Genomic DNA, 16,769 nt, shown 5'->3' with positions numbered 1-16,769 from the left:
TCATTTGGAGAGCACCATGCCAAACGCTGTAATGCAGGATCATGTGGCAATCGTCAGTGGCGCTGGAAGTGAGATCGGCATTGGGATGGCAATCGCACGCCGGCTTGGTCTGGCCGGAGCCAGATTGATCATCACCGCCAGCAGCGCTCGGGTCTTCGATCGAGTCGAAGAACTGCGTACCGAAGGCTTCGAAGTCGAAGGGCGGGCCGTCGACCTGACCGATGAAAACCAGGTACGCGAGTTCAGCCTTTGGGCAGAGTCGCGCTGGGGGCGGATCGATATCCTGGTGAACAACGCGGGCATGGCCATGCAAGGTTCCCCAGAGGTGCTTTCGGAGCTGGCGATCATGGATTTGCAAGCCTGGAACCTTTCGCTGGCTCGAAATCTGACCACGGCTTTTCTTCTTACACGGGCTGTTCTGCCCGGTATGCAGGCGCGCCGTTACGGGCGCATCGTCAACATCAGTTCCACTACCGGCACGCGGTGCAGTAACCCCGGCGAGGCGGCCTACAGCGCTGCGAAGGCCGCAATGGTAGGCATGAGTATGGGCCTGGCGCTTGAAGTGGCCCGCCAAGGTATTACTGTGAACAGCGTGGCTCCCGGCTGGATCGCTACGGGGTCGAGTTCTCCCGAGGAAGTCGAGGCCGCACGGTACACGCCGATGGGCCGGGCGGGACGCCCCGAAGAAGTGGCTGCGCTGGTTGCTTTCCTTGCATCGCCAGACGCAAGTTACATGAGCGGCGAAGTCATCGTGGTGGATGGCGGAAATTGTCTGGTCGAGAACAAGGCCCCTTGATCTGAACATACGCCGCAACGGCCGCTCGCACCTGGAGCCAGGCAAAACAATGGTGCCAGAAACTGACCCTGTCGATGGTTAGAGTGAAAGATGTGGGAGCGAGCCTGCTCGCGATGGCGGCGGTTCAGTCACTTGAACAACTCACTGCTCATGAAATCAATGAACACCCGCAACTTCGGCGCCAGGTGTTTGCTTGAGGGCCAGAGCATGCGGAAGGTGCTCTGATGCCTGTTGAAGTCGTCCAGGACGGTGACCAGCTCACCGCTGGCGATGGCCTCGCGCACAGTGAAATCCGGCACGCAGGCGATCCCCAGCGCATCGTGCACCACGTGTAGCAACGCCTCGGTGGTGTTGCAGACCAGGGTCGCCGGCAGGTTGAGTTCCGGCTCCCCGTCCCCGTTTACCGGCCACACTTGCATCCTGCCAGTACTGGGGAACTTGTAGAGCAGGCAGGCATGATGCAGCAGGTCCGCCGGTGCGTGCGGTGTGCCATGTTCGGCGAAGTACCGGGGCGAACCGACCACAACGAGCTTGAACGGGCCCAACGGACGGGACATCAGCCGGGAGTCGTTCGGCTCTCCGGTTCGAATGACCGCATCGAAACCCTCCTCGATGATGTCCACCAGCCGATCGGAAAAATCCAGGTCCAGCTCGATACTGGGGTAGCGGCGCATGAAGGCGATCAGCGTCGGCATGACCAAATCCGCAACGAGGGGCAAACTCACGCGCAGTTTGCCCCGTGGCGCCTTGCGGGTTTGCGACAGTTCCTGTTCGGCCGCTTCGACTTCGCAGAGAATGCGCCGGCAACGCTCAAGGAACAGCGTCCCTTCCGCCGTCAGCGTGATACTGCGGGTGCTGCGATGAAACAGCCGCACACCCAGTCGCGCCTCGAGCCGGGCGACGCTTTTGCCCACCGCCGAAGACGAAATGCCCAGCGCCCTGCCCGCCTCTGAAAAGCTGCGGGTTTCGGCCGCGCGCACAAAAAAATCAATCCCGCTCAGTGATTCCACGCCTGGCCCCCATTACGGACATTTTTTCCGATGTGTTGTGCACTCTAGCATTCTTGTCTCGCCAAAGACGGGCACCTACCGTAGTCGACACTTATCAATCTGCAATTGACCGCGCCGTCCCGGCGGGTCAGGCGCGCTCCAAACAGGTGACCCATGACGATTGCCAATACCCACATCGATGCCGAGGCCGAGGTTGTTCAAGCCACGGCACCGCTCCCCATCGGATCACTGTTTGCCCTCGCCCTCGCAGCGTTCGTGACCATCCTCACCGAAGCCTTGCCCGCCGGGCTTCTTTCACAGATCAGCGAAGGGCTGGCGATCTCCGAGGCCCTGGCCGGCCAGTTGGTAACGGTCTACGCGATCGGCTCCTTGCTGGCGGCCATTCCATTGACCGCCGCGACCCAAGGTATGCGACGCAGAACACTCTTGTTGCTGGCCATCGCCGGCTTCGCCGTTGCCAATACCGTCACGACGCTTTCCACCCATTATGTTTTGACGATGGTCGCGCGCTTGCTCGGTGGCGTATCGGCCGGGCTGCTGTGGGCCTTGCTGGCCGGTTATGCCGCCCGCATGGTGCCCGAAAGCCAGAAAGGTCGTGCGATTGCGATCGCCATGGTGGGCGCGCCCTTGGCGTTATCCCTCGGCGTACCGGCCGGCACGCTGCTCGGCAACCTGGTCGGCTGGCGAATGAGCTTCGCCATCATGAGCCTGTTCGCCGTGGCCTTGATGGTCTGGGTACGACTCAAGGTGCCTGATTTTCCTGGGCAGGCCACCCATAAACGCCTCGCCTTGGGTCAGGTCTTCACCCTGCCGGGCGTTCGCTCGGTGTTGTTCGTGGTGCTGGCTTTTGTCCTGGCGCACAACATTCTCTTTACCTATATCGCTCCGTTTTTGGCGGCGGCGGGCCTGGGCGAGCGGACGGATCTGGTCCTGCTGGTCTTTGGCGTCGCGTCGTTGCTGGGGATCTGGGTCGTCGGCGTGCTGATCGATCGCCATCTTCGGGCGTTGACGCTTGCAGGTACGGTGCTGTTCGCCCTCTCGGCAATGACGCTAGGGGCAATGAGCGACAGGCCAGCGGCGGTGTATATCGCCGTGGCCGCCTGGGGAATCGCTTTCGGAGGGGCTGGGACGCTGTTCCAGACGGCCATCGCCAAGACTGCCGGAGACGCAGCGGATCTCGCCCAGTCGATGTTGGTCACGGCCTGGAACCTGGCCATTGCCGGCGGCGGAATCGTCGGAGGCATTCTGCTCGATCACCTGGGGGTCGTGGCGTTTGCGCCGGTCCTGGTCGTTCTTCTGATCATGACGTTGGCGGTGGTGTGGTCTGCCAGGCAGTCCGGGTTTGCAGCAAGCATGCGCTGAATATGCATCCGCTCGATGAATAGCCATCAACGATAGAGATCAGTCACTGACATCAAATCGTCATCACTGCGTCGCAGAAATGCCACGGTTCCTGGGTACTGTCCTCGCCAATGAGATCGATCTCAAGCGAGTGACAATGACTGATTTGAAAGAAGTAGCACAGTTGGCTGGGGTATCGCGAGCGACTGCGGCGCGTGCCTTTGCCTCCCCTGAGGTGGTACGTCCGGCCACCCGGGAGCAGGTATTCGCCGCCGCACGGCAGTTGGGTTTTCGGCCCAATCGTCTCGGCCGCCAACTGCGTCTGCAAGTGACCAAGTTGATCGGCGTCGTGGTGCCCAACCTGCTCAATCCGGTGTTCGCCGAGCAATTCCAGGCCATGGAGCGTGCGGCGCGCTTGCGCGGCTACAACCTGCTCTTGGCCACGACCGACTACAGCAGCGAGCGCGAAAGCGTAGTGGTCGAGGAGTTGTTGCGACAGCGCGTCGATGGCTTGGTCCTCACGGTGACCGACGCCGAGAGCAACCGCGTGCTGCAAAGCCTGGACAACGAGGACACGCCCTTTGTGCTGGCCTATCACCAGCCGGGCAACCCGGACTACAGCGCCGTGTCGGTAGACAACCGCGCCGGCATGGCCCTCGCCACCCGTTATCTGCTGGAAGCCGGGCATTGGCGCATTGGCATGGTCGCAGGCCCCGCCCTGCAGTCCGACCGCGCTCGCCAGCGTTATGCCGGTTATTGCGACGCCATGCGTGAGGCGGGGCTCGACAGCTTGCCGGTGATTGAAATGCCCGCCCATACCCAAGCCGACTTCGCCGCCATCGAGCCGCTGCTGCAAGGCCCACAGGCGCTCAGTGCGCTGGTTTGCTCCAACGATTTGCTCGCCATCAGCCTGATTGCCGAGTTACGCCGCAACGGCTGGCACGTGCCCAAGCAACTCTCGGTCATCGGCTTTGACGGCATTGCCCTCGGCACCCAGATGCACCCGACGCTGTGCAGCGTCGTTCAGCCCATCGAGGCGCTGGCTTGCACTGTGATCGATCAGTTGTTGGCGCAAATCGCTGGTGCCCCTGCGGTTTCCCATTGCCTGCCCTGCCATATCCGGCCGGGCGAAAGTACTCAACCCTACGAGGAGACTCTTGATGATCCGCTTGCGTAAAACCCTGGCGACGTTGCTGCTGTGCGGCGTTGCCAGCCTGACCCAGGCCGCCGAAACGGCGATTTGCTACAACTGTCCGCCGGAATGGGCCGACTGGGGCACTCAGCTCAAGGCGATTGCCGACACCACCGGCGTGCAGGTCCCGCTGGACAACAAGAACTCCGGGCAGGCATTGGCGCAACTGGTCGCCGAGCAGGCCGCACCGGTGGCGGATGTGGTGTATTACGGCGTGACGTTCGGTTTGCAGGCGCAAAAAGCCGGGGTGGTTGGCACTTATAAACCCAAGGGCTGGGAGCAGATCCCGGCAGGCTTGAAAGACCCGCAAGGGCACTGGTTTGCCATTCACTCCGGCACTCTGGGCCTGATGGTCAACGTCGATGCACTGGGCGGGCTGCCCGTGCCGCAAAGCTGGGGCGACCTGCTCAAGCCTGAGTACAAAGGCATGGTCGGCTACCTGGATCCGTCCAGCGCGTTCGTCGGCTACGTCTCTGCCGTCGCGATCAACCAGGCCATGGGCGGTACCCTGGATAACTTCGCCCCGGCTATCGATTACTTCCAGAAACTGGCGAAAAACTCGCCCATCGTGCCCAAGCAAACGGCTTATGCGCGGGTGCTGTCCGGTGAGCTGCCGATCCTGGTGGATTACGACTTCAACGCCTATCGGGCGCGTTACAAGGACAAGGCCAACGTAGCTTTCGTGATTCCCAAGGAAGGCAGCATCAGCGTGCCTTACGTGATGAGCATCGTCGGTAACGCACCGCATCGGGCCAACGCCGAAAAGGTCTTGGACTTCGTTCTGTCCGAGCAAGGCCAGGCGCTATGGGCCAAGGCGTATCTGCGGCCGGTGCGGGCAATGAAAATGCCTGCCGAGATCGCCGCGCAGTTCCTGCCCGACAGCGATTACGCCCGGGCCGGGGTGGTCAACTACGAGCAAATGGCGGCGGCGCAGGAAGCCTTTTCCGCACGCTATCTGCGTGAGGTCAAGTAGGTGACCGCCTCGGTAATAAAAGCCCGGGCAGTCCGTTCGGGCCGGGCCACGGTGCCGCGTTTGCGGCTGACCGCGGCCTGGGCCCTGGCGCCTGCCGCAGCAGTATTGTTCGCGTTCTGGTTGTTGCCCCTGGCGCACCTGATCGTGCTGGGTGGACAAAGTCGTGAGGGTAGCGAAAGTGGCTACTGGCAGGTACTGAGCAGCGCGCAATACCTCGGTAGCCTGGCGCAAACCTGCCTGCTGGCCTTGGCAACGACCCTCGCGGCGCTGTTGGTGGGAGGCATCAGTGGGGTTTTCCTCAGTCGCCAGCGCTTCTTCGGTCGATCGCTACTGGTCGCCTTGCTGACCTTCCCGCTGGCATTCCCCGGCGTGGTGGTCGGCTTCCTGGTGATTCTGCTGGCCGGTCGCCAAGGCTTGTTCGCCAGTCTCGGTCTTGAGCTGGCGGGGGAACGCTGGATTTTTGCCTACTCATTGATGGGCCTGTGCATCGGCTACCTGTACTTCTCGATTCCGCGGGTGATCCTCACGGTGATGGCCGCTTGCGAAACCCTGGATCGCAGCCTGGAAGAAGCCGCTCAATCACTGGGTGCCGGACATTGGCGGGTGGTCTGTGATGTCATCGTCCCCGGCCTGGCACCGGCACTGGTCTCGTGCGGAGCGATCTGCTTTGCGACTTCCATGGGGGCGTTCGGTACCGCGTTCACCCTGGGCACCCGGCTGAATGTGACCCCGGTGGCGATCTACAACGTGTTCACCAACTACGCCAATTTCGCCGTTGCCGCCGCGCTGTCGGTGGTGCTGGGCGCACTGACCTGGGCGGTGCTGCTACTGGCCAGGCGTCTGGCGAACAATTCGAGGACGGTCTTGTGAGGCGCTCAACGCTGTTTGTCGGGCAACTGCTGTTCACTTTGCTGGTTTGCGCCTTCATGTTGGTGCCTGTGCTGATGTCGCTGCTGGCCGGGCTGACCCGCAATTATTTCCAGGGCGTCTCCAGCGGCCTGACGTTCGATTGGCTGGCGCAGGTCTGGCAGGCCTATTCGCCGACGGTCTGGCTATCCCTGCAACTGGCCGTGGCCTGCGCACTGTGCGTCTGCGTGGTGGGGGTTCCGGCGGCTTACGCGCTGGTACGGATGAACAACCGCTTCAGTCGCGCGTTCGAGGAATTGATGGTGCTGCCGGTGGCAATGCCGGGCCTGGCCAGCGCCTTGGCGTTGCTGCTCACTTACGGTCAGTTCGGCGGATTTCGCAGCAGCTGGCTGTTTATTCTCGTCGGCCACGTGCTGTTCACCCTGCCGTTTCTGGTGCGTCCGGTGATGGCGGTGATGCAACGCCAGCAGCTGCCGGTTCTGGAAGAGGCTGCCGCCAGCCTGGGTGCCGGGCCGCTACGGCGGTTCTTCAGTGTGGTGGTGCCCAACTGCCGGGCGGGAATCCTCGCCGGGGTACTGATGGTCGTCACCCTGTCGTTGGGCGAGTTCAACCTGACCTGGATGCTTCACACCCCGATGACCAAGACATTGCCGGTGGGCCTGGCTGACAGCTATGCCTCGGCCAGGCTGGAAGTCGCCAGCGCCTACACCCTGATATTTCTGTTGATGATCGTGCCGCTGCTGATTGCGTTGCAGGCCATCAGCGCGCGCCTTTCCCGTGGAGAAAAACGATGAGCGGAACCACCATTCGCCTGGCGGGTTGCCGCAAGGCGTTCTCGGACGGCACCGTTGCCGTACATGACCTGGACCTGACCATCGACGCCGGAGAAACCCTGGCGATCCTTGGCCCTTCCGGTTGCGGTAAAACCACGACCTTGCGGCTGATTGCCGGGCTTGAGCGCCCGGATGTGGGCCAGGTATTTTTTGGCGACACCGACGTCACCCGCCTGCCCATCGAACGTCGTGACGTGGGCATGGTGTTCCAGAACTATGCGTTGTTTCCCAACCTGGATGTGGCCGGCAACATCGTCTATGGCTTGAAAATTCGCGGCATGGCGCCCGCTGAGCGCAACAAGCGTTGCTCGCAGCTGCTGGAACTGGTCGGTCTGCAGGATCACGGCAAACGCAGCATCCACGAGTTGTCCGGCGGTCAGCGCCAGCGAGTCGCCCTCGCCCGCGCCCTGGCGCCCAAGCCCCGGGTATTGCTGCTCGATGAGCCGTTGGCGGCACTGGACGCGCAGTTGCGTGAACGCTTGCGCAGCGAGTTGGATCAATTGCTACGCCATCTGGGCATTACCGCGGTGTTCGTCACCCACGATCAGGGCGAAGCCATGGCCCTGGGCAATCGGATCCTGGTCATGGAACACGGTCGCGTCGCGCAGTTGGCCAGCCCACGGGACATCTACCAACAACCGGCCAACGCTTTCGTCGCCGGTTTTGTCGGCAACCTCAACGCTTTCCCGGTACTTGAACACACTCCCCTGGGCTTGAAGGTCAATGGCGGAGAGTTGCCGTGGCGTGGGGGCGGTCTGCCTGCCACCGTCTACTGCCGCCCCGAGCATTTGCGGGTGATGGACAACGAGGGGCATCTGCGTGGGCGCCTGGTGGGCCAGTTTTTCCAGGGCGCCCAAAGCCGCCTGTTGGTGGACGTCGGCGCCGCCCAGCCACTGCTGGTGGACAGCACCGACAGCGTCATCCACGCCCCCGGCGCCTTGATCGCCTTGGCCGTCGAGCCGCAAGTGCTGTTCACCCTGTCATCGTGATATTCGTGTTTTCAGAGGGCTTATTTTGAATCATCCGTTTCTCATCGCGCAGATCAGTGACCTGCATCTCAAGGCCGGGGAAAAACTGACCTATGGCGTCGTTGATACCCTCGCCGCGTTGCGTCGTGCCGTCGATCATTTGAATGCCCTGGTTCCGCGCCCCGACATCGTAGTAATCAGTGGCGACCTGGTGGACTTTGGTCGCCCTGACGAATATGCCGTGCTGCACCCCGAACTGGCGCGCCTGCACATGCCCTGCTACCTGGTGCCTGGTAACCATGACAATCGCGAGCATTTGCGGGCGGCATTTGCCGATCACGACTACCTGCCAAGCTTGCCCGGTGCTCCCCTGGATTGGGTGGTCGAGGAGCATCCGCTGCGCCTGATCGGCCTGGATAGCACCATTCCCGGCGGCCACGGCGGTCAGTTGCTGGACAGCCAATTGCGCTGGCTCGATGAACAATTGTCCTGTCGGCCAGAGGTGCCAACGCTGCTGGTCCTGCACCATCCGCCATTTATCAGCGGCATTGGCCACATGGACCGCGAGCCGTTCATCAACGCGCAGGCACTGGAGCAGGTCATCGCCCGCCATCCACAGGTGGAGCGCTTGCTGTGCGGGCATTTGCATCGGCCGATGCAACGGCGCTTCGGCGGTAGCCTGAGCTGCGTGTGCCCCGGTACTTCCCATCAAATCGTCCTGGATCTACAGCCAAGCGCTCCCGCGCATTTCAACCTGGAACCTGCGGGGTACTTGTTGCACCACTGGCATGGAGAGGGCCTGGTGACCCATAACGGCGTGTTTGGCGAATATCCGGGGCCGTACCCATTTTATGACGCTCATGGATTGATCGACTGATAACCCAGGGACTTTCACTCATGACACTCTTTGGAGATTTAACCCCTACCCCACTCTATACATTGAAGTTTTTCTAACGAGTTACTTAACGCATCGGCCAATCATGTGATCGGCCGAGAGCTTCCTGCTGCCTTTTCAACATGCCCGGAACAGAGATTCCGCGGTGGAGTGCGTCCTGATGAAAGCCCTATTTCAAGTACTGAGTGTTTTAACGGGTGGTGTGACGCTTGTCCTCAGCCCGTTGGCGTCCGCCGATTTTATCAACGACAGCAAAGCCAACCTGAACTTGCGCAACTTTTACTTCAACAACGATAACCGTGACGGAGCCGCCGCCCCTTCGAAGACCGAAGAATGGGGCCAGGCCTTCATGCTCAATTATCAGTCGGGATTTACCGACGGCACCGTGGGGTTTGGCCTGGACGCGATCGGGTTGCTGGGCTTGAAGCTCGACAGCGGCGAGGGGCGTCATGTTGGCAGCTCGATGTTTCCCAATGACGGTGACAAGGCGGCGGACCAATGGTCTCGGCTTGGTGCAACGGCGAAGATGCGCGTCTCCAAGACCGAACTGCGCTACGGCACCTTGCAACCGAAACTGCCGATCCTGGTTTCCAACGATGGCCGCCTGCTGCCGCAAACCTTCGAGGGTGGCCAAGTCACCAGCAATGAAATCGACAACTTGACCTTCACCGCCGGCCAACTGGAACACGCCACCGGCCGGGCTTCCAGCGACAGCGCCGGCCTCGCCGTGGCGGGCGCCAGCCAGGAAAGCAATAAATTCACCTTCGCCGGTGGCGATTACAAACTGACCAAGGATCTGACCGCCCAGTATTACTACGCCAATCTTGAAGATTATTACCAGCAGCACTTCGCCGGTTTGCTGCACGTCTTGCCACTGGGTGAATACGGCTCGCTGAAAACCGACTTGCGTTACTTCAAGACCACCTCCGACGGCAAGAACAGCAGCGCAGCCGGTCGCGCCAGTGGCTACAAACTCGGCGGCTATACCAAGGACGGTAGCGGTGAAATCGACAACGATACCTGGAGCGCGGCGTTCATTTACTCGTTGGGCGGCCACGCCATTACCGCGGGTTATCAACGCGTGTCCGAAGACAGCAACTTTGCCCAACTCAACCAGGGTGGCCTGGTGGGCAAGGGCGAAGGTGGCGCCAGCCTGTATCTCTACACCGACCGCACCATCCAGACGTTCATCCAGGCCGGTGAACGCACGGCATTCGCCCAGTATGCCTATGACTTTGCAGCGCTCGGTGTTCCGGGCTTGAAGGCATCGGTGATGTACCTCAAGGGCGACAATATCCAGACCACCAGCGGCAATGACGCCAGTGAATGGGAACGTGACATCTCCCTGGACTATGTGGTCCAGAGCGGTGCGTTGAAGAACGTCGGTTTCGGCTGGCGCAACGGCATGTCGCGAAGCGATATTGCCCGCGATCAGGACCAGAATCGCCTGATTGTGAGCTATAGCATTCCGTTGATGTAACCCGTCAGCTTTATTGGCGAACGTGATCCAGCGTTTTGAGCGGGTCGTCAATCGTCGCGCAAGGAGCCGGAGTGTCCCGCTACGGTTCCTTGCGAAATGGGCGGATGCCAGAGGTATCGATAAGCGCTGGCATCTCCTGTATCTGGTCGAGCTGACACCTCATCAATAAATTTTCAAGAAAAAAGGTGGCTTTTTAAAAACCTGCTAAATTCGAGTGTGAGATGGATTCTCACAGACATCAGGAAGGTACAGGGATGACCAATTTCGACGCTGCCGCAGGCATCAGCGTGACGGAGCTCAACACCTTGTTGGGCGAGTATTACCTGAAAGCCCCTAGCACTACTGATAACCCATTCAAGGGCAGCGTGCCCAAGACCCTGCCAGACCTCGGAGCGGTAACGCTGACTTGGGATGTCGGTGCTGCGCCTAGCCTTGCTTTCGGCCCTCCCTCCCCTGCTATCTGGAATGCCGCGCTTGCGCCGAACGGCGAAACCAATGGTGCCCAGAGCATCCCTTTGCCCAGTTTGCCAATGGTCCAAATCACCTTGCCGACGCTGAAGGCCAGCTACACGCTGGATAGTGCGCCCGCGGTAGGCGGTACCGCTCCGAGCGTGGTGGTCTACGCCACGCTCACCTTTACGCCGGGAACACTGGCACTCAACCTGGTGGCACTCTCGTTGGACGAGAGTAAATTCTCCGCGTGGGACGAAGCCATATTCAACCTGATGCTATTGCCGCAGATATTCACCTCTGCGAATCAGATGCTGGCTCTCGTGCACCTGCCTAACCTCGATTGGAACGGTGTGACACTCAACCCTGTACAGCTGCAACTTACTGCAAGCTATTTGCTCGGTGCGGCGACGCTTACCAGCAACACCAGTGCGCTGGATATCGACGGAATAACCTGGCCCACCGATCCGGTGTTCGTGATCGCCAGCAATGCGTTGATTAACACGGCAATGGCGGCCTTCGTGCAGCCTTACCAAGGGTATCCGTTCTCCGACAGCGGCGATTTCAAGAAATTGGCCGATTGGAGCTACAACGGCTCAATCACCTCGCTATCGGCCACAGTCAAGCAGGTGGCCCCCTTGACTATCAATGCACAGTTGAGCGCTTCGCTCAACGCGCAGGCCACCCTCACTGCGGCAGGCATGGCCCTGGCGGCGGCAGGTTGTGCCCTCGGTGCGGCCCTGCTGTAACCCTCAAAATCCTTGCCGGAGCAACGCGCATGTCGAGCATGTTTGACTACGATGTTTCCATCAGTCCTTCGCCCGCCGAAATCGATCTGACCGTGACAGTCGATGGTGTCGCTATCAGCGCGACGATAACGTCGGTACCGTCGCTGACTTTTAAATTGACGCCGACTGGAAACCTGGCCCAGAAAATTCTGTCCGCGGTTGCATATCCCATTGCGACCCTCATCGCCGCAGAGGTCAAGGACAAACCCAAGGACGCGTTGCAAGGCAAAGTCGAGTCCATCGGTTCTGTGCCCAACTACGATACCAATGGTATTCGCATCGCCCCCAGCGCACTGACCTTGGGCAGCGTCAACATCGGCGATAGCTCGATGTTGAAAATCGTCCCAACGCTGGCGATCACCACTCCACCTCCCTCTACCAGCGTCTGATCTGCCTACGAGAGCTCATCGCATGCCTACTATCGACGACTTCCTGCCGAAATTGACGGCTGCCTCCGGCCCAGCCTCCTTGGCCGCTACCCTGCCCCGGCAATTTTCGGTATCGGATTGTGGCCCCTATCCATTGGCGAGCCACGTGGACATTCCCAGCAACTCCAACGGTGGCGAATTACTGCTGGCATTGAACGATATCGTGGTGTCGCCGGTGACGTTGCTGTCCGTCGTTCCTGATCGTGACGCCAGTCGGATTGTGGTGAACCTGGCGCCGATGCAACTAAGCGGAACCTATGACTTGTTCGGCCTGGAGAGTGCGAAGGTTCAATTGGATACCGGTGGATTGATGGCGCCGCTGGCAAGTTTTGCCGTGGGTGCGAGCACTGCTGATGATACCGATCCACCAACTATCACCGAGAAGCAGTATGACCAGTTGCAGCAAGCCAACGATCAGCGTACTCGTTTGAATCAGACTGCAAATGGCCGCTCTCTGCTGGATACGTTCAACCAGCATAACGACGCCTACAACGCTGTCTTCACTACCAATGCACGTTTGCGCAAGCTCTGGATAGGCGATGGCGCCACCGCGCAGATGTCCGACTATACGTCCCAGGCGTTGGATACACCGGGCATGCCGGTCAATCCAGCGATCACGGACAAGTCCTTTGGTACGACGTCGCAGTCCTACAATGAGAACGCGTTAGCGCAACAACTCAATCTCTACGGCGCCTGTTATCACCCCTACCCCGAGGCCGCGACGGCCGCGCTGACTTTTCAGACGCAAGTTGCCAACGCCACCCAAAACACCCAGCAGAATGTGGTGCCTATGACCGCCCAGGCTGTCTATGGCGCTGTCGATAAAGCCTCGCCTGCGAACCAGGCAAACGTCCTGTTGCAGACCCAGAGCCTGGAAAGAGCGTTGTCACGGATCCTCGACAATAGCCATGACGATACCGATCTGGATCTATGCGTCCAGCACGGTTTCATCATGGACGCCGAGGCTCAGGCACGTGTGCAGTCCATCTATGCAGAATCATTGCGCCTGCACGATCCCAAGCGCCGCTTACCCCTGCATAGCGGACCATTCTCCAGTTCGCTCGCGCAAAGCAGCTTCGTCTTCACCCTCAGCGAGCAGCCCGATGGCGCGCTGACGCTCAAACTGCAACGCAGCACTTTGAGCGTGCCGGCTCTAGACCTTGACAGCGCGCAGTGGCAGGACCAGGCCGGTGAGGTCGGTCGCTCGCGCCTGGGCAGCGCCAACTTCATCCGAGGCATCCTCGAAGACCGCATTGCCAGCCAACTTACTCGCGTACTGCGAATGCTCGCCAGCCAGGAGGCATGATGTCAGCAAGCGACTCCATTGCTGTTGTCATCGCGCAACAGCCGACAGCATCGTCGGCATCAGTGTACGCGCGCATCAGTGAAGAACTGCTGGCCGAAGACCTCGTGCGTTTCCGGCAGGAAGTGGAGCTGGCGTTGGAACCACAGGCGCCCTACCTCACCGACGTGGAACGGCAAATGTTTGCCGGCGGTAAAAAGATACGCCCTTTGGTCATGCTGCTGTCGGCACGGCTAATCGCCCAGAATGGGCCTCTGCCCGACAAGGTCTACAAAGGCGCGGCATCGCTGGAGATGCTGCATGTGGCCACCTTGATCCACGACGACATCGTCGATGAAGCTCAGTTGCGACGCGGGCTGCCATCGGTGTCGGCGGCTCGCGGCAGCAAGACCGCGCTGCTGATCGGCGATCTGCAATTCGTACAGGCGCTTCGCGGGTTCGCTACCGCGGTGGATACCGAGCGTGACATGACCTTGGTGCGGTTGGTGCTGGATACCGCGTTCGATATTTGTCGAGGCGAGTTGGACGAATTGGATCGGACCTTGCCCGATGATCACGATGCACGCCTGACACGCTATTACCAGACCATCGACCGCAAGACCGCAGTCTTGTTTCGGTTGGCCTGCCAGGGGGGTATCGATCTGGCCGGTGGGCGTAGCCGTGATGCCCGCCGCGGTGGCTTCTTCGGGCGCGCCTTGGGTCGTGCGTTCCAGATCATGGACGACGTGCTCGATGTGGTGGAGTACGAAAGTTCGGCGGGCAAGCAGTCAGGTATCGACCTGTTACTGGGTCGACTGTCGCTGCCGCTGATCTATGCGATGGAGACGCTCGGCCCGACACATGCAATCAGCAAATCACTGCGCGAAGGCACGCCATTGACGGGTCATCGTTTGGGCGATGCATTGGACGACTTGCGTGATTGCGGCTGTATCGACAAGGCCTACGCGGCTGCCCGGCGCGAAGCCTTGCAGGCGCTGTTCTATCTCGAGCCATTTCCTCCTGGCCGCTATCGCGATGCTCTGGAGGAACTGACGCTACACGTCGTTGACCGCCCATTGAACGGCTGACCTCGCAGCTGACGGAGTACCCATGAGCACCTTGATGAGTTTTTTTCTCGACACGCTGCAACCGTGCCTCAACGACCCGGACAATGCCAAGCTGTGGCTGCCCAGGCAACTGGCGGAGATGAAGGGGGGGGATGGAAATCTGGTGCTGCCGGTGCATGCCGACCAGCAGGATCTGGGCTATCTGACCGGCGACAATGGCAGCTATATCGCCCAGCGGTTCGCCAACGTATGGTCACTGATGAACGACGAAGACGCCGTGCCCGATCCCAACAAACCGTATCCGTACCTGAGTCTGTCTGCAGTCCTGGTGGACGGTTTGCAAAACATCTTCGTCAATCCGTCGTCCTCCACACTCACGGGCCAAGGCTACTCCATCACCCTGCCATTGCTGTTCAATTACTATAACGGCCCCTCGGGGCAGACAAAATTGCCGCAGCTGACGATGTCTGGCAACTATCGCATCGACCAGTCGCTCCTGATCGGGGACGCTCCCGACACCTCGACCACTGACATCATCGGCACCGGTGCGTTCACTGTCGCGTTCAGTGAATGCATGTTGAACGCGCAGGTCAGCGTGACCATCGAAGGCAGCGCCGCAACGCGTTCCCTGGCCATCGGGGTGAGCGACCTGAAAATCACCGACGTCAAGGGCGGTTCCATAACGCTGAACTTCACGCAACTCACGCTGGATGGCGACCTGACGGGCAAAGATGAGCTGATTGAGTTGATCAGGCAGGCGCTCAGCGCTTCCCAAGGCCAGGCAGCAATGGTTGGCGCGTTAAGCAACATGTTGAATTCGCCCTCCAACCTGCAAAGCGTCAACGACATGCTCGGCACACAGGCCGAGAACCTCATGTCCAGTGTGTTCGGGCCGCTCCCCAGCCAAGGCCTGCCCAGTGACGACAGCGGCCAGGACGCGGCCTCGCCCGTCGACCTGTTCCTGTTCGATCGCACGCGCGTGGCGTTGAACGAAGCGAACAGTAACTGGTATCTCCCGTGGCAACTCGCGTGCTCGTCGGATCCGGTGCTGGAGCCTTATTCCAATCCTCAGATCGATATACCCGATCAGACGTATGGGGGGCTGAAGTACACCAACATCCAGTTGACCAAACTGACGCTTACGGGCGCTTCCAACGCTCAAGCGCCGCTGTCGGCGGTCACGCTCAGCACTCCGCGGATTGCCGCCACGCTCAGTTTCGGCGCTCTGGCACAGGGGCCGGTACGGCAGCTCGACCGCCCGGGGCCGACGGTCAGCCAGCCCGTTCCACCAGCACCGCCGCTCACCGTGAACGCCGGGTTTTCGCTGACCCAGCAGGGCTTCAAGCCGCTCCCACTGCAGGGCACCCTGACCGCGACCCTGGTCAACCTGCAAAGCTCGCTGACGATCACCCCATCAGGCGCCGACGTGAATGCCTTGACGCTCACGATCAGCGATATCAGCGCACAGCTGGACAGTGCCCAGATAGATGTGTCGGTGACTCTGACGCCACGCGACACCGCGTTGGAGCAAATCATCGGTCGCTTGTTCCAGAAGCCCGAAGTCCAGTCGCAGATCGCCAAAGCGCTGAACAATGCGCTCAGCGCCCAGGCGCCGCAACTGTCCGAAGAATTCAGCCAGATCGCGCGTAAAGCCATCCTCAACCAGCTCAACAGCTAGGAGAACATCATGTCCGACAGTCAACTCGTCCAATTGCTGGAAAACATGCTATTGACGCCCGCCTCCGACTTCTACCTGTCGACGATTCTCTACAATCCGGACGGTAGCGCCCTGGACCCACTGACCATCGCCGAAGTGGACCTGGGCTCATTCTCGATCGAAAAGATTCCGATCGACATCGTTATCAAGAAACTGAATATCCTCGGACTGAGCAACAGCCAGGTGAAGTTCGACAATGGAACCGACCCCGAGATCGTCGTCGACGGCAGCACCGTGACCTTCCACGGCAAACAGCCCAATACACAGGATGGGTACCAACGGCCCGCCGCCGTACCCAACCAGATCCAGGCCAGCGGCGAATTGCACGTCAACCTGAACCACAAGGACATGCCACCCGGTACTTTCAGCCTGACTATCAACCATGTCGATGACCTGACCGGGGTCTTCAGTGCCACCGAGGCGGTGGATGGACAGCTCGATACCGCAGTCGTCACCTTCAGCGCGTTGTCGATCAATCCGGTCATCGGCAATGGCAACATAAAGATCGATATCGATCTGGCGACCGTCTTCAAAGCCACCATCAACCAACTGCTCAATGAGGACGCCAACCAGAAGAAGCTCGTCGCCGCGCTCAACAGCCAGCTCTCCCACCCCGACCTGCTCGCCAGCCTGTCGCAGGTCGCCACCCAGGAAGCCCGTAAGGCCTTGGCCAATATCTGAT

General features: G+C 60.3%; 16 protein-coding genes. 15 read left to right on the top strand and 1 reads right to left on the bottom strand.

Going from position 1 to position 16,769, the window contains the following annotated elements; all coding sequences use genetic code 11:
* Window positions 1-16 precede the first annotated feature (16 nt).
* The gene (locus J9870_RS14510; protein ID WP_210638714.1) at window positions 17-796 is read left to right on the top strand and encodes an SDR family NAD(P)-dependent oxidoreductase; all 780 of its coding nucleotides are present in this window, start codon (window positions 17-19) and stop codon (window positions 794-796) included.
* Window positions 797-924: 128 nt separating this feature from the next.
* Here J9870_RS14510 and J9870_RS14505 read toward each other — a convergent pair whose 3' ends face one another.
* Window positions 925-1,806: a LysR family transcriptional regulator gene (locus tag J9870_RS14505; protein WP_210638713.1), complete on the bottom strand. Its 882-nt coding sequence runs from the start codon at window positions 1,804-1,806 to the stop codon at window positions 925-927.
* Window positions 1,807-1,959: 153 nt separating this feature from the next.
* Between J9870_RS14505 and J9870_RS14500 the strand changes: the two genes are divergently transcribed.
* The 14 genes from J9870_RS14500 to J9870_RS14435 all read left to right on the top strand — a co-directional run bounded on the left by J9870_RS14500 (window position 1,960) and on the right by J9870_RS14435 (window position 16,768).
* Window positions 1,960-3,168, top strand: coding sequence for an MFS transporter (locus J9870_RS14500; RefSeq protein ID WP_210638712.1), 1,209 nt, complete (start codon window positions 1,960-1,962; stop codon window positions 3,166-3,168).
* Window positions 3,169-3,304: 136 nt separating this feature from the next.
* Window positions 3,305-4,324 (top strand): LacI family DNA-binding transcriptional regulator, encoded by a 1,020-nt coding sequence (locus tag J9870_RS14495; protein WP_210638711.1) that lies wholly within the window; start codon window positions 3,305-3,307, stop codon window positions 4,322-4,324.
* The gene (locus J9870_RS14490; RefSeq protein WP_210638710.1) at window positions 4,308-5,312 is read left to right on the top strand and encodes an ABC transporter substrate-binding protein; all 1,005 of its coding nucleotides are present in this window, start codon (window positions 4,308-4,310) and stop codon (window positions 5,310-5,312) included. Before J9870_RS14495 ends, J9870_RS14490 begins: the two co-directional genes overlap by 17 nt.
* A gap of 51 nt (window positions 5,313-5,363) precedes the next feature.
* A complete protein-coding gene (locus J9870_RS14485) occupies window positions 5,364-6,182 on the top strand; it encodes an ABC transporter permease (protein ID WP_210645272.1) in 819 nt (272 codons plus the stop codon).
* The gene (locus J9870_RS14480; RefSeq protein ID WP_210638709.1) at window positions 6,179-6,973 is read left to right on the top strand and encodes an ABC transporter permease subunit; all 795 of its coding nucleotides are present in this window, start codon (window positions 6,179-6,181) and stop codon (window positions 6,971-6,973) included. Before J9870_RS14485 ends, J9870_RS14480 begins: the two co-directional genes overlap by 4 nt.
* Window positions 6,970-8,001, top strand: coding sequence for an ABC transporter ATP-binding protein (locus tag J9870_RS14475; RefSeq protein WP_210638708.1), 1,032 nt, complete (start codon window positions 6,970-6,972; stop codon window positions 7,999-8,001). Before J9870_RS14480 ends, J9870_RS14475 begins: the two co-directional genes overlap by 4 nt.
* 25 nt (window positions 8,002-8,026) lie before the next feature.
* A complete protein-coding gene (locus J9870_RS14470; protein WP_210638707.1) occupies window positions 8,027-8,857 on the top strand; it encodes a phosphodiesterase in 831 nt (276 codons plus the stop codon).
* A gap of 178 nt (window positions 8,858-9,035) precedes the next feature.
* Window positions 9,036-10,355 (top strand): OprD family porin, encoded by a 1,320-nt coding sequence (locus tag J9870_RS14465; protein WP_210638706.1) that lies wholly within the window; start codon window positions 9,036-9,038, stop codon window positions 10,353-10,355.
* 254 nt (window positions 10,356-10,609) lie between these two features.
* The gene (locus J9870_RS14460; protein WP_210638705.1) at window positions 10,610-11,554 is read left to right on the top strand and encodes a hypothetical protein; all 945 of its coding nucleotides are present in this window, start codon (window positions 10,610-10,612) and stop codon (window positions 11,552-11,554) included.
* A gap of 29 nt (window positions 11,555-11,583) precedes the next feature.
* On the top strand, window positions 11,584-11,982 hold the full coding sequence (locus J9870_RS14455; protein ID WP_210638704.1) for a hypothetical protein: 399 nt from the start codon (window positions 11,584-11,586) through the stop codon (window positions 11,980-11,982).
* Between the two features lie 145 nt (window positions 11,983-12,127).
* Window positions 12,128-13,327 carry a hypothetical protein gene (locus J9870_RS14450; protein ID WP_210638703.1) on the top strand — a complete coding sequence of 400 codons (1,200 nt, stop codon included), beginning with the start codon at window positions 12,128-12,130 and terminating at the stop codon, window positions 13,325-13,327.
* Window positions 13,324-14,391 carry a polyprenyl synthetase family protein gene (locus tag J9870_RS14445; RefSeq protein ID WP_210638702.1) on the top strand — a complete coding sequence of 356 codons (1,068 nt, stop codon included), beginning with the start codon at window positions 13,324-13,326 and terminating at the stop codon, window positions 14,389-14,391. The genes J9870_RS14450 and J9870_RS14445 overlap by 4 nt, the downstream gene beginning before the upstream one ends.
* A 22-nt stretch (window positions 14,392-14,413) precedes the next feature.
* Window positions 14,414-16,048, top strand: a complete 1,635-nt coding sequence (locus tag J9870_RS14440) for a hypothetical protein (RefSeq protein ID WP_210638701.1) — start codon at window positions 14,414-14,416, stop codon at window positions 16,046-16,048.
* A gap of 9 nt (window positions 16,049-16,057) precedes the next feature.
* Complete coding sequence (locus J9870_RS14435) at window positions 16,058-16,768, top strand: hypothetical protein (protein WP_210638700.1); 711 nt, start codon at window positions 16,058-16,060, stop codon at window positions 16,766-16,768.
* The last annotated feature ends 1 nt before the right edge of the window (window position 16,769 follow it).

The organism is Pseudomonas sp. Tri1 (assembly GCF_017968885.1).
GTDB lineage: Bacteria > Pseudomonadota > Gammaproteobacteria > Pseudomonadales > Pseudomonadaceae > Aquipseudomonas.
Note: the sequence above shows the minus strand (reverse complement) of the source record. Positions and strands in the feature narration are given on the sequence as shown.

Coding starts and splice junctions, on each gene's coding strand:
- J9870_RS14510 (WP_210638714.1), top strand. CDS start 17: ATGCCAAACGCTGTAATGCAGGATCATGTGGCAATCGTCAGTGGCGCT.
- J9870_RS14500 (WP_210638712.1), top strand. CDS start 1,960: ATGACGATTGCCAATACCCACATCGATGCCGAGGCCGAGGTTGTTCAA.
- J9870_RS14495 (WP_210638711.1), top strand. CDS start 3,305: ATGACTGATTTGAAAGAAGTAGCACAGTTGGCTGGGGTATCGCGAGCG.
- J9870_RS14490 (WP_210638710.1), top strand. CDS start 4,308: ATGATCCGCTTGCGTAAAACCCTGGCGACGTTGCTGCTGTGCGGCGTT.
- J9870_RS14475 (WP_210638708.1), top strand. CDS start 6,970: ATGAGCGGAACCACCATTCGCCTGGCGGGTTGCCGCAAGGCGTTCTCG.
- J9870_RS14465 (WP_210638706.1), top strand. CDS start 9,036: ATGAAAGCCCTATTTCAAGTACTGAGTGTTTTAACGGGTGGTGTGACG.
- J9870_RS14460 (WP_210638705.1), top strand. CDS start 10,610: ATGACCAATTTCGACGCTGCCGCAGGCATCAGCGTGACGGAGCTCAAC.
- J9870_RS14455 (WP_210638704.1), top strand. CDS start 11,584: ATGTCGAGCATGTTTGACTACGATGTTTCCATCAGTCCTTCGCCCGCC.
- J9870_RS14445 (WP_210638702.1), top strand. CDS start 13,324: ATGATGTCAGCAAGCGACTCCATTGCTGTTGTCATCGCGCAACAGCCG.
- J9870_RS14440 (WP_210638701.1), top strand. CDS start 14,414: ATGAGCACCTTGATGAGTTTTTTTCTCGACACGCTGCAACCGTGCCTC.
- J9870_RS14435 (WP_210638700.1), top strand. CDS start 16,058: ATGTCCGACAGTCAACTCGTCCAATTGCTGGAAAACATGCTATTGACG.